General features: G+C 40.7%; 15 protein-coding genes. 10 read left to right on the plus strand and 5 right to left on the minus strand.

All coding sequences use genetic code 11. The annotated features are described in order from the left end of the window. The first annotated feature begins 66 nt into the window (after positions 1 to 66). From JI667_RS13135 to JI667_RS13180, 10 genes are all read left to right on the plus strand, one after another. Positions 67 to 768, plus strand: a complete 702-nt coding sequence (locus tag JI667_RS13135) for an adenosylcobinamide-GDP ribazoletransferase (protein WP_244668317.1) — start codon at positions 67 to 69, stop codon at positions 766 to 768. Beyond that, a complete protein-coding gene (locus JI667_RS13140) occupies positions 726 to 1,355 on the plus strand; it encodes a histidine phosphatase family protein (RefSeq protein WP_206854865.1) in 630 nt (209 codons plus the stop codon). Before JI667_RS13135 ends, JI667_RS13140 begins: the two co-directional genes overlap by 43 nt. Beyond that, positions 1,307 to 1,735, plus strand: coding sequence for a bifunctional adenosylcobinamide kinase/adenosylcobinamide-phosphate guanylyltransferase (locus tag JI667_RS13145; protein ID WP_206854868.1), 429 nt, complete (start codon positions 1,307 to 1,309; stop codon positions 1,733 to 1,735). The genes JI667_RS13140 and JI667_RS13145 overlap by 49 nt, the downstream gene beginning before the upstream one ends. Before the next feature lie 15 nt (positions 1,736 to 1,750). After that, positions 1,751 to 2,341, plus strand: coding sequence for a cob(I)yrinic acid a,c-diamide adenosyltransferase (locus tag JI667_RS13150; protein ID WP_206854885.1), 591 nt, complete (start codon positions 1,751 to 1,753; stop codon positions 2,339 to 2,341). Then, positions 2,331 to 2,663 carry a hypothetical protein gene (locus JI667_RS13155; protein ID WP_206854888.1) on the plus strand — a complete coding sequence of 111 codons (333 nt, stop codon included), beginning with the start codon at positions 2,331 to 2,333 and terminating at the stop codon, positions 2,661 to 2,663. Before JI667_RS13150 ends, JI667_RS13155 begins: the two co-directional genes overlap by 11 nt. Positions 2,664 to 2,910: 247 nt before the next feature. Continuing rightward, on the plus strand, positions 2,911 to 3,534 hold the full coding sequence (locus tag JI667_RS13160; protein ID WP_206854891.1) for an ATP-binding protein: 624 nt from the start codon (positions 2,911 to 2,913) through the stop codon (positions 3,532 to 3,534). 163 nt (positions 3,535 to 3,697) lie between these two features. Continuing rightward, positions 3,698 to 4,651, plus strand: a complete 954-nt coding sequence (locus tag JI667_RS13165; protein ID WP_206854894.1) for an LCP family protein — start codon at positions 3,698 to 3,700, stop codon at positions 4,649 to 4,651. A gap of 461 nt (positions 4,652 to 5,112) precedes the next feature. Then, a complete protein-coding gene (proC, locus tag JI667_RS13170; protein ID WP_206854897.1) occupies positions 5,113 to 5,958 on the plus strand; it encodes a pyrroline-5-carboxylate reductase in 846 nt (281 codons plus the stop codon). Positions 5,959 to 6,073: 115 nt separating this feature from the next. After that, positions 6,074 to 7,183: a glutamate 5-kinase gene (gene proB, locus JI667_RS13175; protein WP_206854900.1), complete on the plus strand. Its 1,110-nt coding sequence runs from the start codon at positions 6,074 to 6,076 to the stop codon at positions 7,181 to 7,183. Positions 7,184 to 7,270: 87 nt separating this feature from the next. Next, a complete protein-coding gene (locus tag JI667_RS13180) occupies positions 7,271 to 8,533 on the plus strand; it encodes a glutamate-5-semialdehyde dehydrogenase (RefSeq protein ID WP_206854903.1) in 1,263 nt (420 codons plus the stop codon). Between the two features lie 58 nt (positions 8,534 to 8,591). Here JI667_RS13180 and JI667_RS13185 read toward each other — a convergent pair whose 3' ends face one another. The 5 genes from JI667_RS13185 to JI667_RS13205 form a co-directional block, all read right to left on the minus strand. Continuing rightward, positions 8,592 to 9,335: a 3'-5' exonuclease gene (locus tag JI667_RS13185; protein WP_244668324.1), complete on the minus strand. Its 744-nt coding sequence runs from the start codon at positions 9,333 to 9,335 to the stop codon at positions 8,592 to 8,594. Beyond that, positions 9,335 to 11,251 carry a DUF294 nucleotidyltransferase-like domain-containing protein gene (locus JI667_RS13190; RefSeq protein ID WP_206854909.1) on the minus strand — a complete coding sequence of 639 codons (1,917 nt, stop codon included), beginning with the start codon at positions 11,249 to 11,251 and terminating at the stop codon, positions 9,335 to 9,337. The genes JI667_RS13185 and JI667_RS13190 overlap by 1 nt, the downstream gene beginning before the upstream one ends. A gap of 157 nt (positions 11,252 to 11,408) precedes the next feature. Continuing rightward, entirely contained in the window at positions 11,409 to 11,933 is a 525-nt protein-coding gene (locus JI667_RS13195; protein WP_206854912.1) for a D-glycero-alpha-D-manno-heptose-1,7-bisphosphate 7-phosphatase, read from the minus strand. Between the two features lie 166 nt (positions 11,934 to 12,099). Next, on the minus strand, positions 12,100 to 13,293 hold the full coding sequence (locus JI667_RS13200) for a class I SAM-dependent rRNA methyltransferase (RefSeq protein ID WP_206854915.1): 1,194 nt from the start codon (positions 13,291 to 13,293) through the stop codon (positions 12,100 to 12,102). A 126-nt stretch (positions 13,294 to 13,419) separates the two neighbouring features. Next, complete coding sequence (locus JI667_RS13205; protein ID WP_206854918.1) at positions 13,420 to 14,256, minus strand: alpha/beta hydrolase; 837 nt, start codon at positions 14,254 to 14,256, stop codon at positions 13,420 to 13,422. Positions 14,257 to 14,408: the final 152 nt, after the last annotated feature.

The following is a 14,408-nucleotide window of genomic DNA, read 5'->3' on the forward strand; positions in this document are numbered from 1 at the left end:
CTTATGAATGTACAGTTTTTCACTATTTTTCCAGTTCACAAAGAGTTTTCGTTTGGAAAATATGAGATGAAGTGGATGGTTCGTACATTTCCGTTAGTAGGCTTCAGTATGGGCTTACTTCTTTCAATCGGATATATATTACTGAATGACTATACGCAAATGAGCCCTTTGGCATTATCGTTTTATATTTGGGTGATGCCCATCATTCTTACCGGCGGACTTCATTTGGACGGGTATATGGATGCAAGTGACGCTTTTTTTTCATATAGGGATAAAGAAAAAAGATTGACCATTTTGAAGGATCCCCGTATCGGTGCTTTTGGAGTCCTCTCATTATTGGTCATGCTTTCCTCCCGTTTTGTCTTCATTTACGAAACGGTCCTTTACACTGAGTCCGCAGTGATCACTATAGTCCTTATATGGATACCCTTTTTCAGCCGTATGGTCATGGGGGCAAGTCTGATTCTTATTCCACCTGCACAAAAATCAGGTATGGGGTTTAGCTTCAGTAAGTACATGACCAAATGTGAACTTCTCTTTCTTCCTGGATATTTCTTAATGGGCGGAATATGCAGCTTCTTCCTGAGTGGGTTTTATCTTTATCTCTCATTCGGTGTAGTCACAACAGGCTTTTTCTTGTTCGTTTATGTAAAGTCCATCAAATGGTTTGGAGGAATGACTGGAGATACGGTAGGTGCCAGTGTAGAAGGGATGGAGTGGATGTTGTGGATGACTTTATGGTTATTGCCTTTATCCGACATGGTTTAACAGAAGAAAATGAGAATGGAAAATATATAGGCTGGACGAACTCGAGTTTATCCCACAATGGGATCATTATGCTTAAGGGACAAAAGAGAAACTTCCATGACTACGAAGCGTGTTTTTCAAGCGATCTTAACCGATGTTTGGAAACAGCTCATTTTCTGTTCCCTGACGTTCCTGTGATATCGTCGCCAATGCTGAGAGAATTACATTTTGGAAAGTGGGAAGGGTTGACCTACGAGCTCTTGAAGGATGATCGAGTCTATCAGGAATGGTTAACCGATCCAAATGTTTCTCCTCCAGGAGGCGAAAACATGGTTCAGTTCAGTAAGAGGGTGGAACTTGCATGGAATGAAATCCTAGCCCAAATTGATGTCCAGAATGGAAATCGATTTGCAGTCCTTACCCACGGAGGGGTCATTCGGCATTTATTGACGTCTCTATCTCCTGAAAATGAGTATAAAACATTTTGGGAATGGGAGATTAACCACGGAAAAGGGTATGAATTAATTTGGGAAAGTGAAGAGGATTGGAGGAATCAGATTTGTACTTCATTACGGGCGGTTCCTTTAACGGAAAGGCACGATGGGTAAGAACACGCTTTCGTTTAAGGAATTCTGATACAGAGTGGGTTTCCTTATTTGATGGAGATTGGAAAGAGATTCATCCGAAAATGTCCATCATTGTATTGGAGGGGATTGAATATGCGGTCCGCCGAGCCCTTTTACAAAATGATAGTGATATAAGAGCGGCTTTTAGAGTTCGGGTGCAATCACTAAGGAAATGGGAAGAAGAAAGCCCAGAACGAAAGGTAATCTGGATTGGTTCTGAAATAGGGAAAGGAATTGTTCCCAGTGATTTATCCTCCAGAGAGTGGAGAGATATGACAGGTTGGATTTACCAGGATCTTGCCGAAGAATCACATAGAGTTTGGCTGGTCTGGTATGGCTTGGCAACATCATTAAAAGGGTAAAGGAGAGATGGTTTTATGCAACTTTATACAAGAACAGGGGACAAGGGCCGGACGAGTTTAATAGGCGGCAGGGTCGATAAGGACGATATCCGTGTTGAAGCATACGGTACCTTGGATGAGGTGAATTGCTTCGTTGGTCAAGCGATATCTGAATTGGATCAAGAGCGTTTTAACGATATATTGATGGATCTTGAGAAAATTCAACATGAACTGTTTGATTGCGGAGGAGACTTATCCAATATCTCGAAAAAAAGAAAGAGCAAGCTTCAGGCTGAGTCGGTCCTTTACTTGGAAGAAAAGATTGACCGATTGACCAAGGAAGCTCCTCCCCTTGAAAAGTTCATACTTCCAGGCGGGGTGAAAGCCTCTGCGAGTATTCATATTGCAAGGACTGTTGCCAGAAGGGCAGAGAGATGCATGGTTCCCCTTTCGAAGACCGACGAGGAATTTCCTATCATCACGTTACAATATATCAACCGCTTATCGGACTACTTCTTTGCACTCTCTCGTGTGATCAATCACCGCAGCAATGTCAAAGACGTTGAATATGTCCGGAGTGCCAACGTATTTTCCTCCGGTAAAGTACAGAATAATAATGGAAGGTAAGCTTAAAACACTTCTCTTACTGTCATTATTTCTTGCTTTATCTGCCATTGGAGGAATGGTGAAGATCCCCGCTGTCATCGGTACGATTGCCCTGGACAGTATGCCTGCCATTTTAGTCGCTTCTTTATTCAATGGAAGGAAAGTGGCATTTGTTGCAGGGGGAGGACATTTACTCTCGAGTCTGTATGCAGGACTTCCACTTGGTCCTTTCCACATTCTGGTTGCTTCAGAAATGGCTCTCTTTGTCTGGATGTTCGGATATGTTTTTTCAAAAGGAAAACGTAAATTGACGGCAGCTCTGTTTTTGATAGGGGTGTATTAGCTGCACTCCCATTTATTTTTATCCTGAGCCTGTCTTTTTACGTTTCAATTGTTCCTTCCTTGATAGCAGGGACCCTCATGAATTTAACGATCGCTCACTTTCTTTATCCTCCACTGGCGACAAAATTACCGAAAGGGGTTAAAGTATGATCGGGAATCGGGATGTGTTATCAATCTCCATCAATTAAGAAGATGAACTGATTTTAGCTTCTGACTGCAGCGGGGGAATCGGTAGAAAAAATGATGACGTGGTCCAGGCAGACACGGAGGTTGTTGGTTATTTCAGTTTTCGTGTAGCAGTGATGGAATGCTTGTCAGCTGGAGCAAGACTGGTCGCTGTTCAATTATTTAACTTTACCTCTGACACCGTGTGGGAAAAATATACCCAAGGTGTTCGGATGGGCCTGAGAGAACTTGGGATGGAGGATGTCCCCCTGACAGGAACTTCTGAATCCAACATCAGCCTTAAACAATCTGCTCTCGGCATAACCTGTATCGGATTGAGAAAGAAGATGGATCAGACATCCAAGCAGGGAAATTCGTTTGCACTGATTGGTACCCCTTTGGTCGGGGATGAAGTATTGAAATTCCAATCCTGCGTTGCCCCATTGTCTCTATTCAAAAAGTGTACACTCCACCCTTCTATCACAGATATCTTGCCGGTCGGTTCTAAAGGTGTACGTCACGAACTTTCTGTGCTGACAGGGATGGAGTTGAGGAAAGAAGAAGTCCATTCATTACAGGATTTAGAAAAATCCAGCGGCCCTGCTACTTCATTTATCATTTCATATGAAGCAGAAGACGAAACGGTCATTAGAGAAATGACGGAAGGGTACTACCAATCTCTTCAGCTTTATTACAAGAACAACTAAATACTTTTAAGGATATTTGTGGTAAAATATATTTTCAGGTGTCATAGTATGGAGAAAAGTGTTAGTTTATCCATTATTCTGCGATTGTCAATTACGAGTGTATAGAGTACCATTTCATACTATCATCGGTAATTTCATGAATGTCATAAAAGTAGGTGAAGAAATGGAGTCACGGTTAGATCGAAAGACCAAGAAGAAAAAACGCGGAAGAAAAGTGATTTTGGTATTATTACTCCTTATTTTTAGTTTACTCGGTTATGCTGCGTTTCAATTTTACAGCGGTTATAAAATGGCTGGTGAAGACCAGATGCAGGAAGATTATAAATTCAATGGTGTAAAAGACGAGAACGGTAAGGTGAACATTTTGTTATTGGGAGTCGATAGCAGGGGCGAAGAGAAATCAAGGACAGATACGATGATGCTCGCCCAGATCGATCCGAAAACGAATGAAACCAAACTTGTTTCTTTTATGAGAGATATATATGCAGAAATCCCTGGATATCAAAACTATAAGCTGAATACCGCATTCTATTTAGGCGGTCCTGAATTGCTGCGGAAAACGATCAAGCAGAATTTTGATCTGGATATCCAATATTTCATGATCGTCGATTTTAAAGGGTTTGAACAGTCGGTGGATATTCTGGCTCCAGAAGGAATCAAAATGGATGTCGAGAAGGCCATGTCAGAGAATATTGGTGTTTCCCTCGAGCCTGGAGTTCAGAACCTCAATGGTAAGGAATTGCTGGGTTATGCAAGATTCCGACATGATGAACAAGGTGACTTTGGTCGAGTTGAAAGACAGCAAAAGGTGATTGCTGCTTTAAAAGACGAAGTTCTATCCATTGGAGGGGTAACAAAGCTTCCGAAAATGGCAGGGTCCATACAACCTTATATTCAGACGAATATGAGTAAGCTGGACCAAATTTCTATCGCCAAAGATATCCTGCTGAGTAACAACAGTGATATGGACAAGCTTACGATTCCTGTGGAAGGTTCTTATGGTTTCGGAAGTTATAGCGGGGTCGGATCTGTTCTTGAAATTGACTTTGAAGAAAATATCCAGGCACTTAAAGACTTCCTGAGTGGTAATAATCAGGATGAAGCGGCAACAGAATAGTGACATGAATCCCGGTTGGCCAGAAACGGCCCACCGGGATTTTCTTTGTTAAAGAGCATTTGTTGGTGGGAGTCGCGTTCGGTACTGTTTCATAGGGGTTATAAACGTGATATACAGTCATTCTAATTCGAAAGTCAAAATTAAAAATTCTGATTATGCGCTCTCTCAGCCAATTATAGGCCCTCAGAAGGAATCTGAATCACATAAATGGGAATGATAACGCTTCCACTAGCTATTTCGGCTGAATCCTAACTACTTCCTTTATTCCACTTGATATCATTCTTCAGCATGTTACGATAATAAACGTTGTGAACAAAGCACACGCCAATCAAGGGATTCGGCGGTTATGAAACGACCCATTCAACAAAAATTGAAGTTTAAACTTTACATTAAATGAACTATTAAAAATGAAATAATGTGTTTTCAAAAACTAACATAATATAAAACGGGAGTGGATATGATTGTTAAAAAATAAGACGATTGCTTTTTTAGGTGCAGGAAACATGGCAGAGGCAATGATTTCAGGAACTGTACAGAGTGGTAAAATCCCGGCAGAACAAATCATTGTTTCCAATCGAAGCAATCAAGGCAGACTACAGGAAATGAAAGCGAAATATGATATCACCTCTATAACAAAAGATGATCTGCCTTTTGATGAAATAGATATCCTTATTCTTGCAATGAAGCCGAAAGATATTGACAAAGCATTGGATTCCATTAATCATCTCGTAAGAAATGATACGGTCATCATGTCTGTACTTGCAGGTATCACTACATCTCACATGGAAGAGCAGTTACCTGCCGGTCAGCCTGTCATCCGCGTCATGCCGAATACATCAAGTATGTTGAAGGAGTCTGCAACAGCAATCAGTGCTGGAAGATTCACTTCGAGAGAAGATATGGAATATGCAGAAGAATTATTATCAAGTATCGGCGAAGTATTCGTCATAAATGAGAGTCAGATGGACATCTTCACCGGAATTGCCGGAAGCGGTCCAGCTTACTTCTACTATTTAATGGAACACATCGAAAAGACGGGTGCTGAAGCAGGATTAGACCCGAAATTGGCTCGTGAAATCGGAGCTCAAACCATTTTCGGAGCAGCCAAAATGATGCTGGAGCGAGAAGAATCACCAACTCAACTAAGAGAAAATGTAACATCCCCAAACGGTACTACGGCTGCAGGACTTGATGCATTAGCTCAGTTCGGTGGAGGTAAAGCCATCTCAGAAGCTGTAAAGGGAGCAGAAAAGCGTTCGAAAGAAATCAGCTCATCCTTACAGTCCAAAGAATTAGTCACAAGCTAATAGCCCAACTCATATAAAACACCTCATATATATACCAACCATACACGAAATACAGGTCTTTCCCAGCATATAAAATGAGGGGCAAGGGACGGACCTTGTAACTAGGAGTGATTGAATGTCCCAAGAAAACAAACGTATCGTCATTAAGATTGGAAGTAGTTCATTGACAAGCTTACATGGAGAAATGAGCCGCAGAAAGCTTGAGCGCCTTGTTGATGAAGTTGTCCGCTTAAAGGACGACGGTCATGAAGTATTGTTAGTATCATCTGGAGCCGTCGCTGCGGGGTACCGTAAATTGGGTTGCTTGACTCGCCCAAGCTCGTTACCAGAGAAACAGGCTGCAGCAGCAATCGGTCAAGGACTATTAATAGAAGCGTATTCCGATCTGTTAATTTCAAACGGATACGTAGCTTCTCAAATTCTGATCACTCGTAGTGACTTCTCAGATGAAGATCGATATAACAATGCCAGAAACACGATCAATGTTCTACTTGAAAGAGGGATCATTCCCATCGTGAATGAAAATGATACCGTAACGATCGATCGTTTAAAGTTTGGAGATAATGATACATTATCTGCGAAAGTCGCAGCGCTTGTTGATGCTGATCAACTGATCATTCTATCGGATATTGATGGATTATATGATTCAGATCCACGCAAAAATCCAGATGCTGAACTACTCGAAAGTGTGACTGAAATTACAGAAGATATTGAAGAGATGGCCGGTGAACCAGGAAGTTCGGTCGGTACCGGTGGCATGAGATCCAAGATTGATGCCTTTAAGATAACAATGGCATCCGGTATCCCTGCATTCCTCGGTAAATCAGGTAACTCAAATGTCATCTATGATGCTGTTCAGCATACAGCTAAAGGAACCTATTTCGAATCGACGGAAGATTCCGTCAATCTTGACTCTAAAAAGCAGTGGATTGCGTTCAATTCTGGACCAGAAGGTGAAATCACCATTGATGCAGGGGCAAAAGAACGTATCTTAAAGCAAAAAGAGAGTCTGACCATCGATGACATATATACGGTAAAAGGCCGCTTTGATAAAGGTGCAGTCGTTCGGATTCTGGATAATCGCAATGAAGAGATTGGACTTGGAATGGTTAATTATCGATCAGGTCAGTTGAAAAACCCGGCAGAAATCAAAGCAGATGAAATTGTAGTGGAAATTGATCACCTTGTATGTCATGTTGAAGTACCTATTCCGGTGGGTGTGTAAGACAAGGATTTCCTAATGGGAAATTAGTGGACATTTCATCATAAATCAGTAACTAAGATAGCTTTCAAAAAAATCAGGAGGTATTTGATGACTTTAACTGTAGAAAAAACCGATGTAAAAAAACAAGCGATACTGGCTAAAAAAGCTTCCAAAACACTTAGCATGCTAACAACTGAGCAAAAAAATAACGCCTTGCATACCTTGGCCGATCATTTAGAGGCGAACTATGAATCGATCCTAAAGCAAAACGAAATGGACCTTGATAGAGGAAGAGAAAAAGGATTTGAAGCAGCCTTTATGGATCGGTTATCCCTTTCAAAGGAGCGGATCGAAGACTTTGCGAACGGTCTTCGCCAAGTAGCTGATCTTGATGATCCAACCGGAAGAGTGGTTTCAGACTGGACGCTCGAAAACCAGCTGCAAGTGCAAAAAGTGACAGTACCGCTTGGTGTCATTGGAATGATCTATGAAGCTCGCCCTAATGTAACGGTTGATGCTACTGGACTTGCTTTAAAATCCGGTAATGCCATCGTTTTGAAGGGTGGTTCAAATGCCATCACGTCGAATAAAGCGATTGTGGACGTCATGCATAAAGCATTGGAACAAACAGATATCCCGAGTGATGCCGTTCAATTCATCAACACAACAGATCGTGAGGCAACAAGTGAATTATTCACAATGAAAGAACATATAGATGTGTTAATTCCACGTGGTGGTGGTGCTTTGATTAATGCCGTTGTCAATAATGCTACCGTTCCTGTTCTTGAAACAGGCGTGGGGAATTGTCATATTTACATCGATAGTGAAGCAAACCCGGAAAAGGCACTCAACATCATCATAAATGCGAAAACCGATCGTCCAGCGGTTTGTAACGCTGCTGAAACCGTCATTTTACACGAAGAATGGTTTAATGAGAATAAAGATGCTTTCGTCAAAAAGCTTAAAGAACACAATGTAGCCATCCACGGAGATGAAAAAGTGGTTGAAGCAATCTCAGATGCAAAGCTTGCAGGAGAAGAGGACTGGGCGAACGAATATTTAAGTCTCGATATTGCCGTTAAAGTTGTGTCTGCAATGGATGAAGCGGTTGACCATATTGAACAATATGGAACCAAGCATTCAGAAGCCATCGTGACAGAAAATAATGATACAGCGAAAAAGTTCATGATGCTCGTTGATGCTGCCGCACTTTATCATAATGCTTCTACGCGTTTCACAGATGGAGGGGCATTAGGGTTCGGAGCTGAAATTGGTATTTCCACTCAGAAACTGCACGCGAGAGGACCAATGGGGCTTCCGGCATTGACAACAGTAAAGTATATGATGCATGGAACAGGACAAATTCGATAAAATGTATGACAAAAGCGCATGAGTTTCTTCATGCGCTTTTTTGCGTTCTAGAGGGAATTTAACCCGATTCCCGCAGGAAATCATGTAAGCCCCTAATGGTGTGAACTTCCTTTTGATAACATATTCTCAAAAGGATCTCGAAGATTTCAGCCGTCATGATGGCATCATTCAAAGCATGATGCCGAGCTCGATCCTGAATATTGAAATGCTCTACAAGCATATCCAAATAGCAGTCTTCTCTGCCCAGTAATCCATTAGCAAGGGCAAAAGAATCGACAAACTCCGGGTCGAATGAAGGAAGCTCCCACTTATTTATCCTTTTTTGAAGAAAATTAATATCAAAGCTTGCAGGGTGAGCAACTAGAATCGTTCCTTTGCTGTATTCTATAAAACGCTCCAGACCTATTGGCAGTGTAACCCCATTTAAAAAGTCTTTGCGCCTGAGGCCCGTAAAACGTTTGGTTTTCCTGGAGACCGTTTGAAGCGGATCGATTACCTGATAGAAAGTATCGTCTCTTTGAACTTCTCCCTCCTTGACCTTCACTGCGCCTATGGAAATGATTTCATCACCAACCTCCGGAAAAAATCCGGTCGTTTCAAGGTCGAAGATGGTAAAGCTACAATGGAATAAGTGCTTCTTTTGAAGAGTTGGTTTTTCTTCTTCAAATTGTTTAAGGGCGCGAGAAAGCTTATGGTAGGATAGCTTTTCTTTCTCGCGCTTTACTTGATAACGAAAGAAAAATTGCTGCCATAAATAATACTTAATTATCCGATAGCCTACATTTATGCCTATATCATCCATCAAACCACCCGATTCCTGTTAAAACTGATTTCCATTACCTGCTGGAGTCGATTGGCGATCTGGATGGATTCCTTTAACTTTTGACGGTCTTCTTTCGAAAGGGTACGGACATCTATATCATTACTCAATGGTTTTCCTTCACTAAGTTCCAAAAGGTTCTGTTTTGTCCTTAATGATAGGAGGATGTGCATGGCTGTTTTCACATTTTCTGCATCTCTGGGGTGAAAGGCCTGTAATTTTTTTAATGCCTGTACCCTTTTAATCGTATTCACTTCTTTGATCCCGTATTTGACAGAGTGAATTCGAATCATGTTGACGATTTGTAAAAGGCCTGACTTCTTAATATTGAATAAATGATTTTTGGGCTTAAGGTTGACACGCCCCAACGGACCGACGGGGAGCTTGAACCTAAGGGCGTCTTTTCGTAATAGTTGTTGCATATTAAGAGATCGTTTTGACTTTTCTGTCAGGTAATTTCGTATCTCCTCAGCAATGGAGTAGTCGCCATAGATCGGTCGGAAGTCATAAAACATGGTGATATTCTGTATTTCCTGTGCGTCCATTTCGTGAAGCCACTCATCAATCGCCTTCTTCCAATCCGTATAAGATCTTTTCCACTTTTGCTCCTTCGCCATGATTCCACCTGTACACTCCGTAAATCCGCAGGCAGCAAGTTTTTGGTTTAGTTTTTCAGTGAAAGCTTGAAAATAGTGATCGACTTTCTTCAGGTCGGATAAATGATTATAATCATCAAGAATAATTCCATTATCCTGATCTGTGTGGAATCCCTGCTCACTCCGTCCCTGACTCCCCATCACGATGAAGCAATAATTGATTGGAGCGGACCCAAACCCTTCCTGCCTCATTTCTCTTTCACTTAATTGAATGATTTTCCGGTGAAGACGATCATTATAGTTTGAAATGACTTCACATATATCAAATCCAAAACTGTCTTGTGTCAATAGGTCTTGGATGAATTGTTGAAAAGTTTCACTCTTTACTGTAGCAAGTTCAACCAATTCATCATTTGTTACAGCCTTTTGAATCTTATAGGAAAGATCCAGATAATTTGAATCTTGTATATTGAGGAAAGACGTACTGGTAAGAACCCCAACGACGACATCATTGCGAATGATGGGGACGAAATCCACTTCCTCATGCTTGAAGAAGGAAAGGGCTTCATAAGCAAAGGATTCATCCCTGATCCAGAATGGTTTTTCCTTCATCCAGTCCTTTACTTTATCAGAGACACCCGGATTGGTAATATATGAAAGAATTTCCCGCTGGGTAAGGATACCTTGCATTTTTCTATCCTGATTCACCACGACCAAACCGTAAGTATCATGTTCTTTCATCTTTTCAGCAGCTTCAATAACGGTGGCATCACCATCCATGAAAGTAGGGCTGTCCATCAGAGTATGTACCTTGGTTCTGAATAGGTTGATGTTTTCATCGTCGGTTTCTGTGGCAGATTTAACTTTAATTTCATCGTAAAGAGTCTTCATTCGATTGCCGATGCTTTCAAAGATGATTTTCGAAAAATCGTTGTTTTTAGTCATAATGTCTAAAATCCGGTCTTTTTGAATACGGAAAACCGTGCAGTCTTCAATGGCCTGTACCGAAAAAGTCATCTGTCCACTCGTGAGCATGATCATGATTCCGATTAGGTCACCCGGGTAATAAAATCGTAATGAGTATTGTTTTCCACTGGACCTATGAAGAACATTCTTTGCAAGGCCAGAGACGAGAAAGTAAATATCAAGCTCTTCAACCGTTTCATCTTCATGAAATAGAAATTCACCTTTTTTGAAGGTCGTGTATCTGGAGCCGGAAATAATATAATTTAACTGTTCTGCAGAGAGAACATCAAAGGGATAATGATCCCGTATAATGTGTAGTAATTCCTGCTGATTCACCCGAAAACCTCCCGTTCATTCTGATTCCATAGTACTTTACCATAGAATCCCCTAATTTGAAACGATAAAACGAGCTCTATTCAAATAAGAAATCTTAAAATGTCCAGAATGTCTGATTAAGGTGAAGTGTGTGACGGATGGGGGACAAAACATTTAATTATCTCTTGACGACGAATTCAGAAGCTCTTAATAAATCAGGAAATATATAATCAGCATCTGTTACAGTAGGGAACTTGTTAAGTAAGATGGTCGTACATCCCGCTTTCTTGCCGGCCTGAATGTCTACTTCACGATCACCCACCATATAGGATTTCTTAAGATCGAGGTCATATTTTTCAGCCAGTTTAAACATCATCCCAGGTTCAGGATTTCGGCATTTACACCCCTCATTGGGTTTATGCGTACAGCAGGAGACTTCCTGAATAAAGCCATCCGCTTTCTTCAATTCATTTAACATATAAGCATGAATCAAATGAAGATCTTCATGGGAAAGAAAACCAAGACCAACGCCACCTTGATTAGTCACGACAAAAAGAAGGAAGCCTGAATCTGATAATAATTTCACTGCTTCCTGAACTCCTGCAAGGAAATAAAATTGCTCTGGTCGATTGACGAACTTCACTCTATCGGTTTTTACCTCATTGATTACACCATCACGGTCAAGAAATATCGCTTTCTTCATCATTAATCCCCCTAGTTCGATAAAATTCATCAGGAAGTTTCAGTGCTTTGTCGGTTCTTGCGGTTTCCGAGGAAATAATAACAGAGTATTCTGTCATCTATTTGTGTAAACATTACTTCATTATAAAATCATAAAGAGATCCGGTGCTGACTCCGGATCCCATCCTTTATAATTTGCGGATAAAAGCGACCTTTAGATAGTCGCTCTGCTTATATTGCCTCAGTGTTTTAAAATCCTCCGGAAGCGTAAATTCTTCTAGGATTTGATATTTCCCATTTGTTTCTTTAAATGCCGTCTCGACAAAGCCCTTGAACTTCTTCATATTGAAGGTACTGCAGTTTGTGGAGGCCACGATGGTCCCGCCCTTTTCAGTGATGGCAATCGCTTCCTTCAATAAATCTTTATAATCCTTTGCAGCACTGAATGTATGTTTCTTTGAACGTGCGAAGCTTGGTGGATCTAATATGACCAAATCGAAAGAGAGTTCTTTTTTTACAGCATATTTGAAGTATTTAAAGACATCTTCAACGATGATATTCTGAGCTTCATAATCGATATCATTTATGCTGAACTGTTCGATTGTTTTACTTAAGCTGCGATTTGCCAGGTCAACGCTGGTTGTTTCAGTGGCGCCCCCGAGAGCAGCGAAAACAGAAAAGGCACCTGTATAGGAGAATGTATTTAAAACCCTCTTACCTTCAGAATATCCGTCACGTATTCTCTTTCGAACTTCCCGTTGATCAAGGAATACCCCAACCATTGCTCCATCATTTAAATAGATGGCAAATTTAACACCATTTTCTTTAACAAGGAGGGGGAAAGAAGGGCGCGTTCCTTCGACGAAATCATCCGCCTCTAAGTATTTCCCTTCTTGCGCGAACCTTTTTTTTTGGTAAATACCTTTAAAATCGGTCAATTTCCTTAATGCTTCCATTACATCTTCGTGAAAAGAATAGGCGCCTTCCGAGTACCATTGAATGAGATAAAATCCGGCAAAGTAATCTATAGTCAAGCCTCCGAAACCATCGCCTTCTCCGTTGAATACTCTGAATGCAGTTGTATCCTCACTATAGTAGAAGTGAAGACGCTGATTGATGGCAGCTTGAAGCTTCTTATATATGAAGCCCTTATCGATATTTTCATGTTCTTTCCAGGTTAAAAGCCAGCCGATTCCTTTATTTTGGAGTCCGAAATAACCTTTTGCAATGAAATGATTGTTGTTGTCGACAAGTCTGAAGATATCACCATCTTGTAAATTCTGAATCGACGTTGTCACATGATCTTTATTTAATAGGGGAAACCCTTTTTGGAATTGTGATATGTATTTTGGGTGTGCTTTCACTACTATTTCTTTTGTCATTCAACTCATCCTAACCTATTGGTTTAGTCTTGTGTAGTATAGAACGTATAGGTGAATTTCGCAACTTCAATAAAAAAATTCCCTCTGAAAAATGGATCCATTCTTCAGAGGGAAGCAGTGCTATTTTTAATTACTCCATAAGTAATCTCCTACAAGCCGGTCTACTTTGACGGTCTCATGTAAGCCACTGTGGGAAATAGAAGGGTCATAAACAATTTGAGACTGGAATGAATTGTTTTGGAAAATAAGTTCACCGCCTAGTGCACTTTGTACATTTACTACGTCATCTCCAGACCCTGCGATGGAGAATACCTCAATATCTGCAGGGATCATATGGCGATTGATCGACATTTCTTTTAATGCACGTGATTCAGGCTTTAAATCAATAACGGCTGCACCGGTATTGATTTGATTATATGATTCCTTTGTAACACCGTAGAAAGGGGTTGCGATTGTAATGAATTTATGGGTTTTTGGAACAAACGAGCTATCGTTTGTATCTTCGAGATATTTCGTTGAAGCAAGTCCACCCATTGAATGTGCAACAATATTGACGTTAGACACATTAAATTGATGATGCAGAAGCTTCAAGGCATTCTCGAGCCAAATACTTTGTTTATCAAGTGAAGCCCGATTATTTTCGAAAATGACTTGAACAAGGGGAGGGCTAGTGGGATTGTCAGGTATAGAACCTTTGTATCTGACGCTCCCGGAATCGGACACTGTGATTTCCATCGTTTTTTGTCCCCATCCGTGCTGGTTCTCAAAACGGTCCAGCATGGTTCTGAAAGAATTATATGTACCTTTGTACCCGTGCACAAAAACTGTAGGGTATTTTTCTTCTGCGGTTAACGGTTTTTCACGGGATTGCACATTCGTAGTGCGAAACATTGTATATAAAATGAGGAAGGCGATGATGAATAGCCCGCTCCAAAGAAAGGATCGTTTATAGTTTACTGACAAGAAAATCGCTCCTTTAAAAGTTATACTTCTATTGTAATGTATACGTGAAGTATTGAATATGTTAAAAAAGAAATTTGTTTGTCATATTCTATGTAACTTTTTCCAATGTTGGTACTTTGTTTCTTTTATATAGGAAATGTGTAGAATAAAGA

Source organism: Bacillus sp. NTK074B (assembly GCF_017303375.1).
Classification (GTDB): domain Bacteria; phylum Bacillota; class Bacilli; order Bacillales; family Bacillaceae_B; genus Rossellomorea.

Excerpts from the sequence above, each read along its gene's own strand:
- JI667_RS13185 (WP_244668324.1), bottom strand. The coding sequence starts at position 9,335 with ATGGATGATATAGGCATAAATGTAGGCTATCGGATAATTAAGTATTAT.
- proB (WP_206854900.1), top strand. The coding sequence starts at position 6,074 with ATGTCCCAAGAAAACAAACGTATCGTCATTAAGATTGGAAGTAGTTCA.
- JI667_RS13150 (WP_206854885.1), top strand. The coding sequence starts at position 1,751 with ATGCAACTTTATACAAGAACAGGGGACAAGGGCCGGACGAGTTTAATA.
- JI667_RS13135 (WP_244668317.1), top strand. The coding sequence starts at position 67 with ATGAAGTGGATGGTTCGTACATTTCCGTTAGTAGGCTTCAGTATGGGC.
- JI667_RS13165 (WP_206854894.1), top strand. The coding sequence starts at position 3,698 with ATGGAGTCACGGTTAGATCGAAAGACCAAGAAGAAAAAACGCGGAAGA.
- JI667_RS13195 (WP_206854912.1), bottom strand. The coding sequence starts at position 11,933 with ATGAAGAAAGCGATATTTCTTGACCGTGATGGTGTAATCAATGAGGTA.
- JI667_RS13200 (WP_206854915.1), bottom strand. The coding sequence starts at position 13,293 with ATGACAAAAGAAATAGTAGTGAAAGCACACCCAAAATACATATCACAA.
- JI667_RS13155 (WP_206854888.1), top strand. The coding sequence starts at position 2,331 with ATGGAAGGTAAGCTTAAAACACTTCTCTTACTGTCATTATTTCTTGCT.
- JI667_RS13180 (WP_206854903.1), top strand. The coding sequence starts at position 7,271 with ATGACTTTAACTGTAGAAAAAACCGATGTAAAAAAACAAGCGATACTG.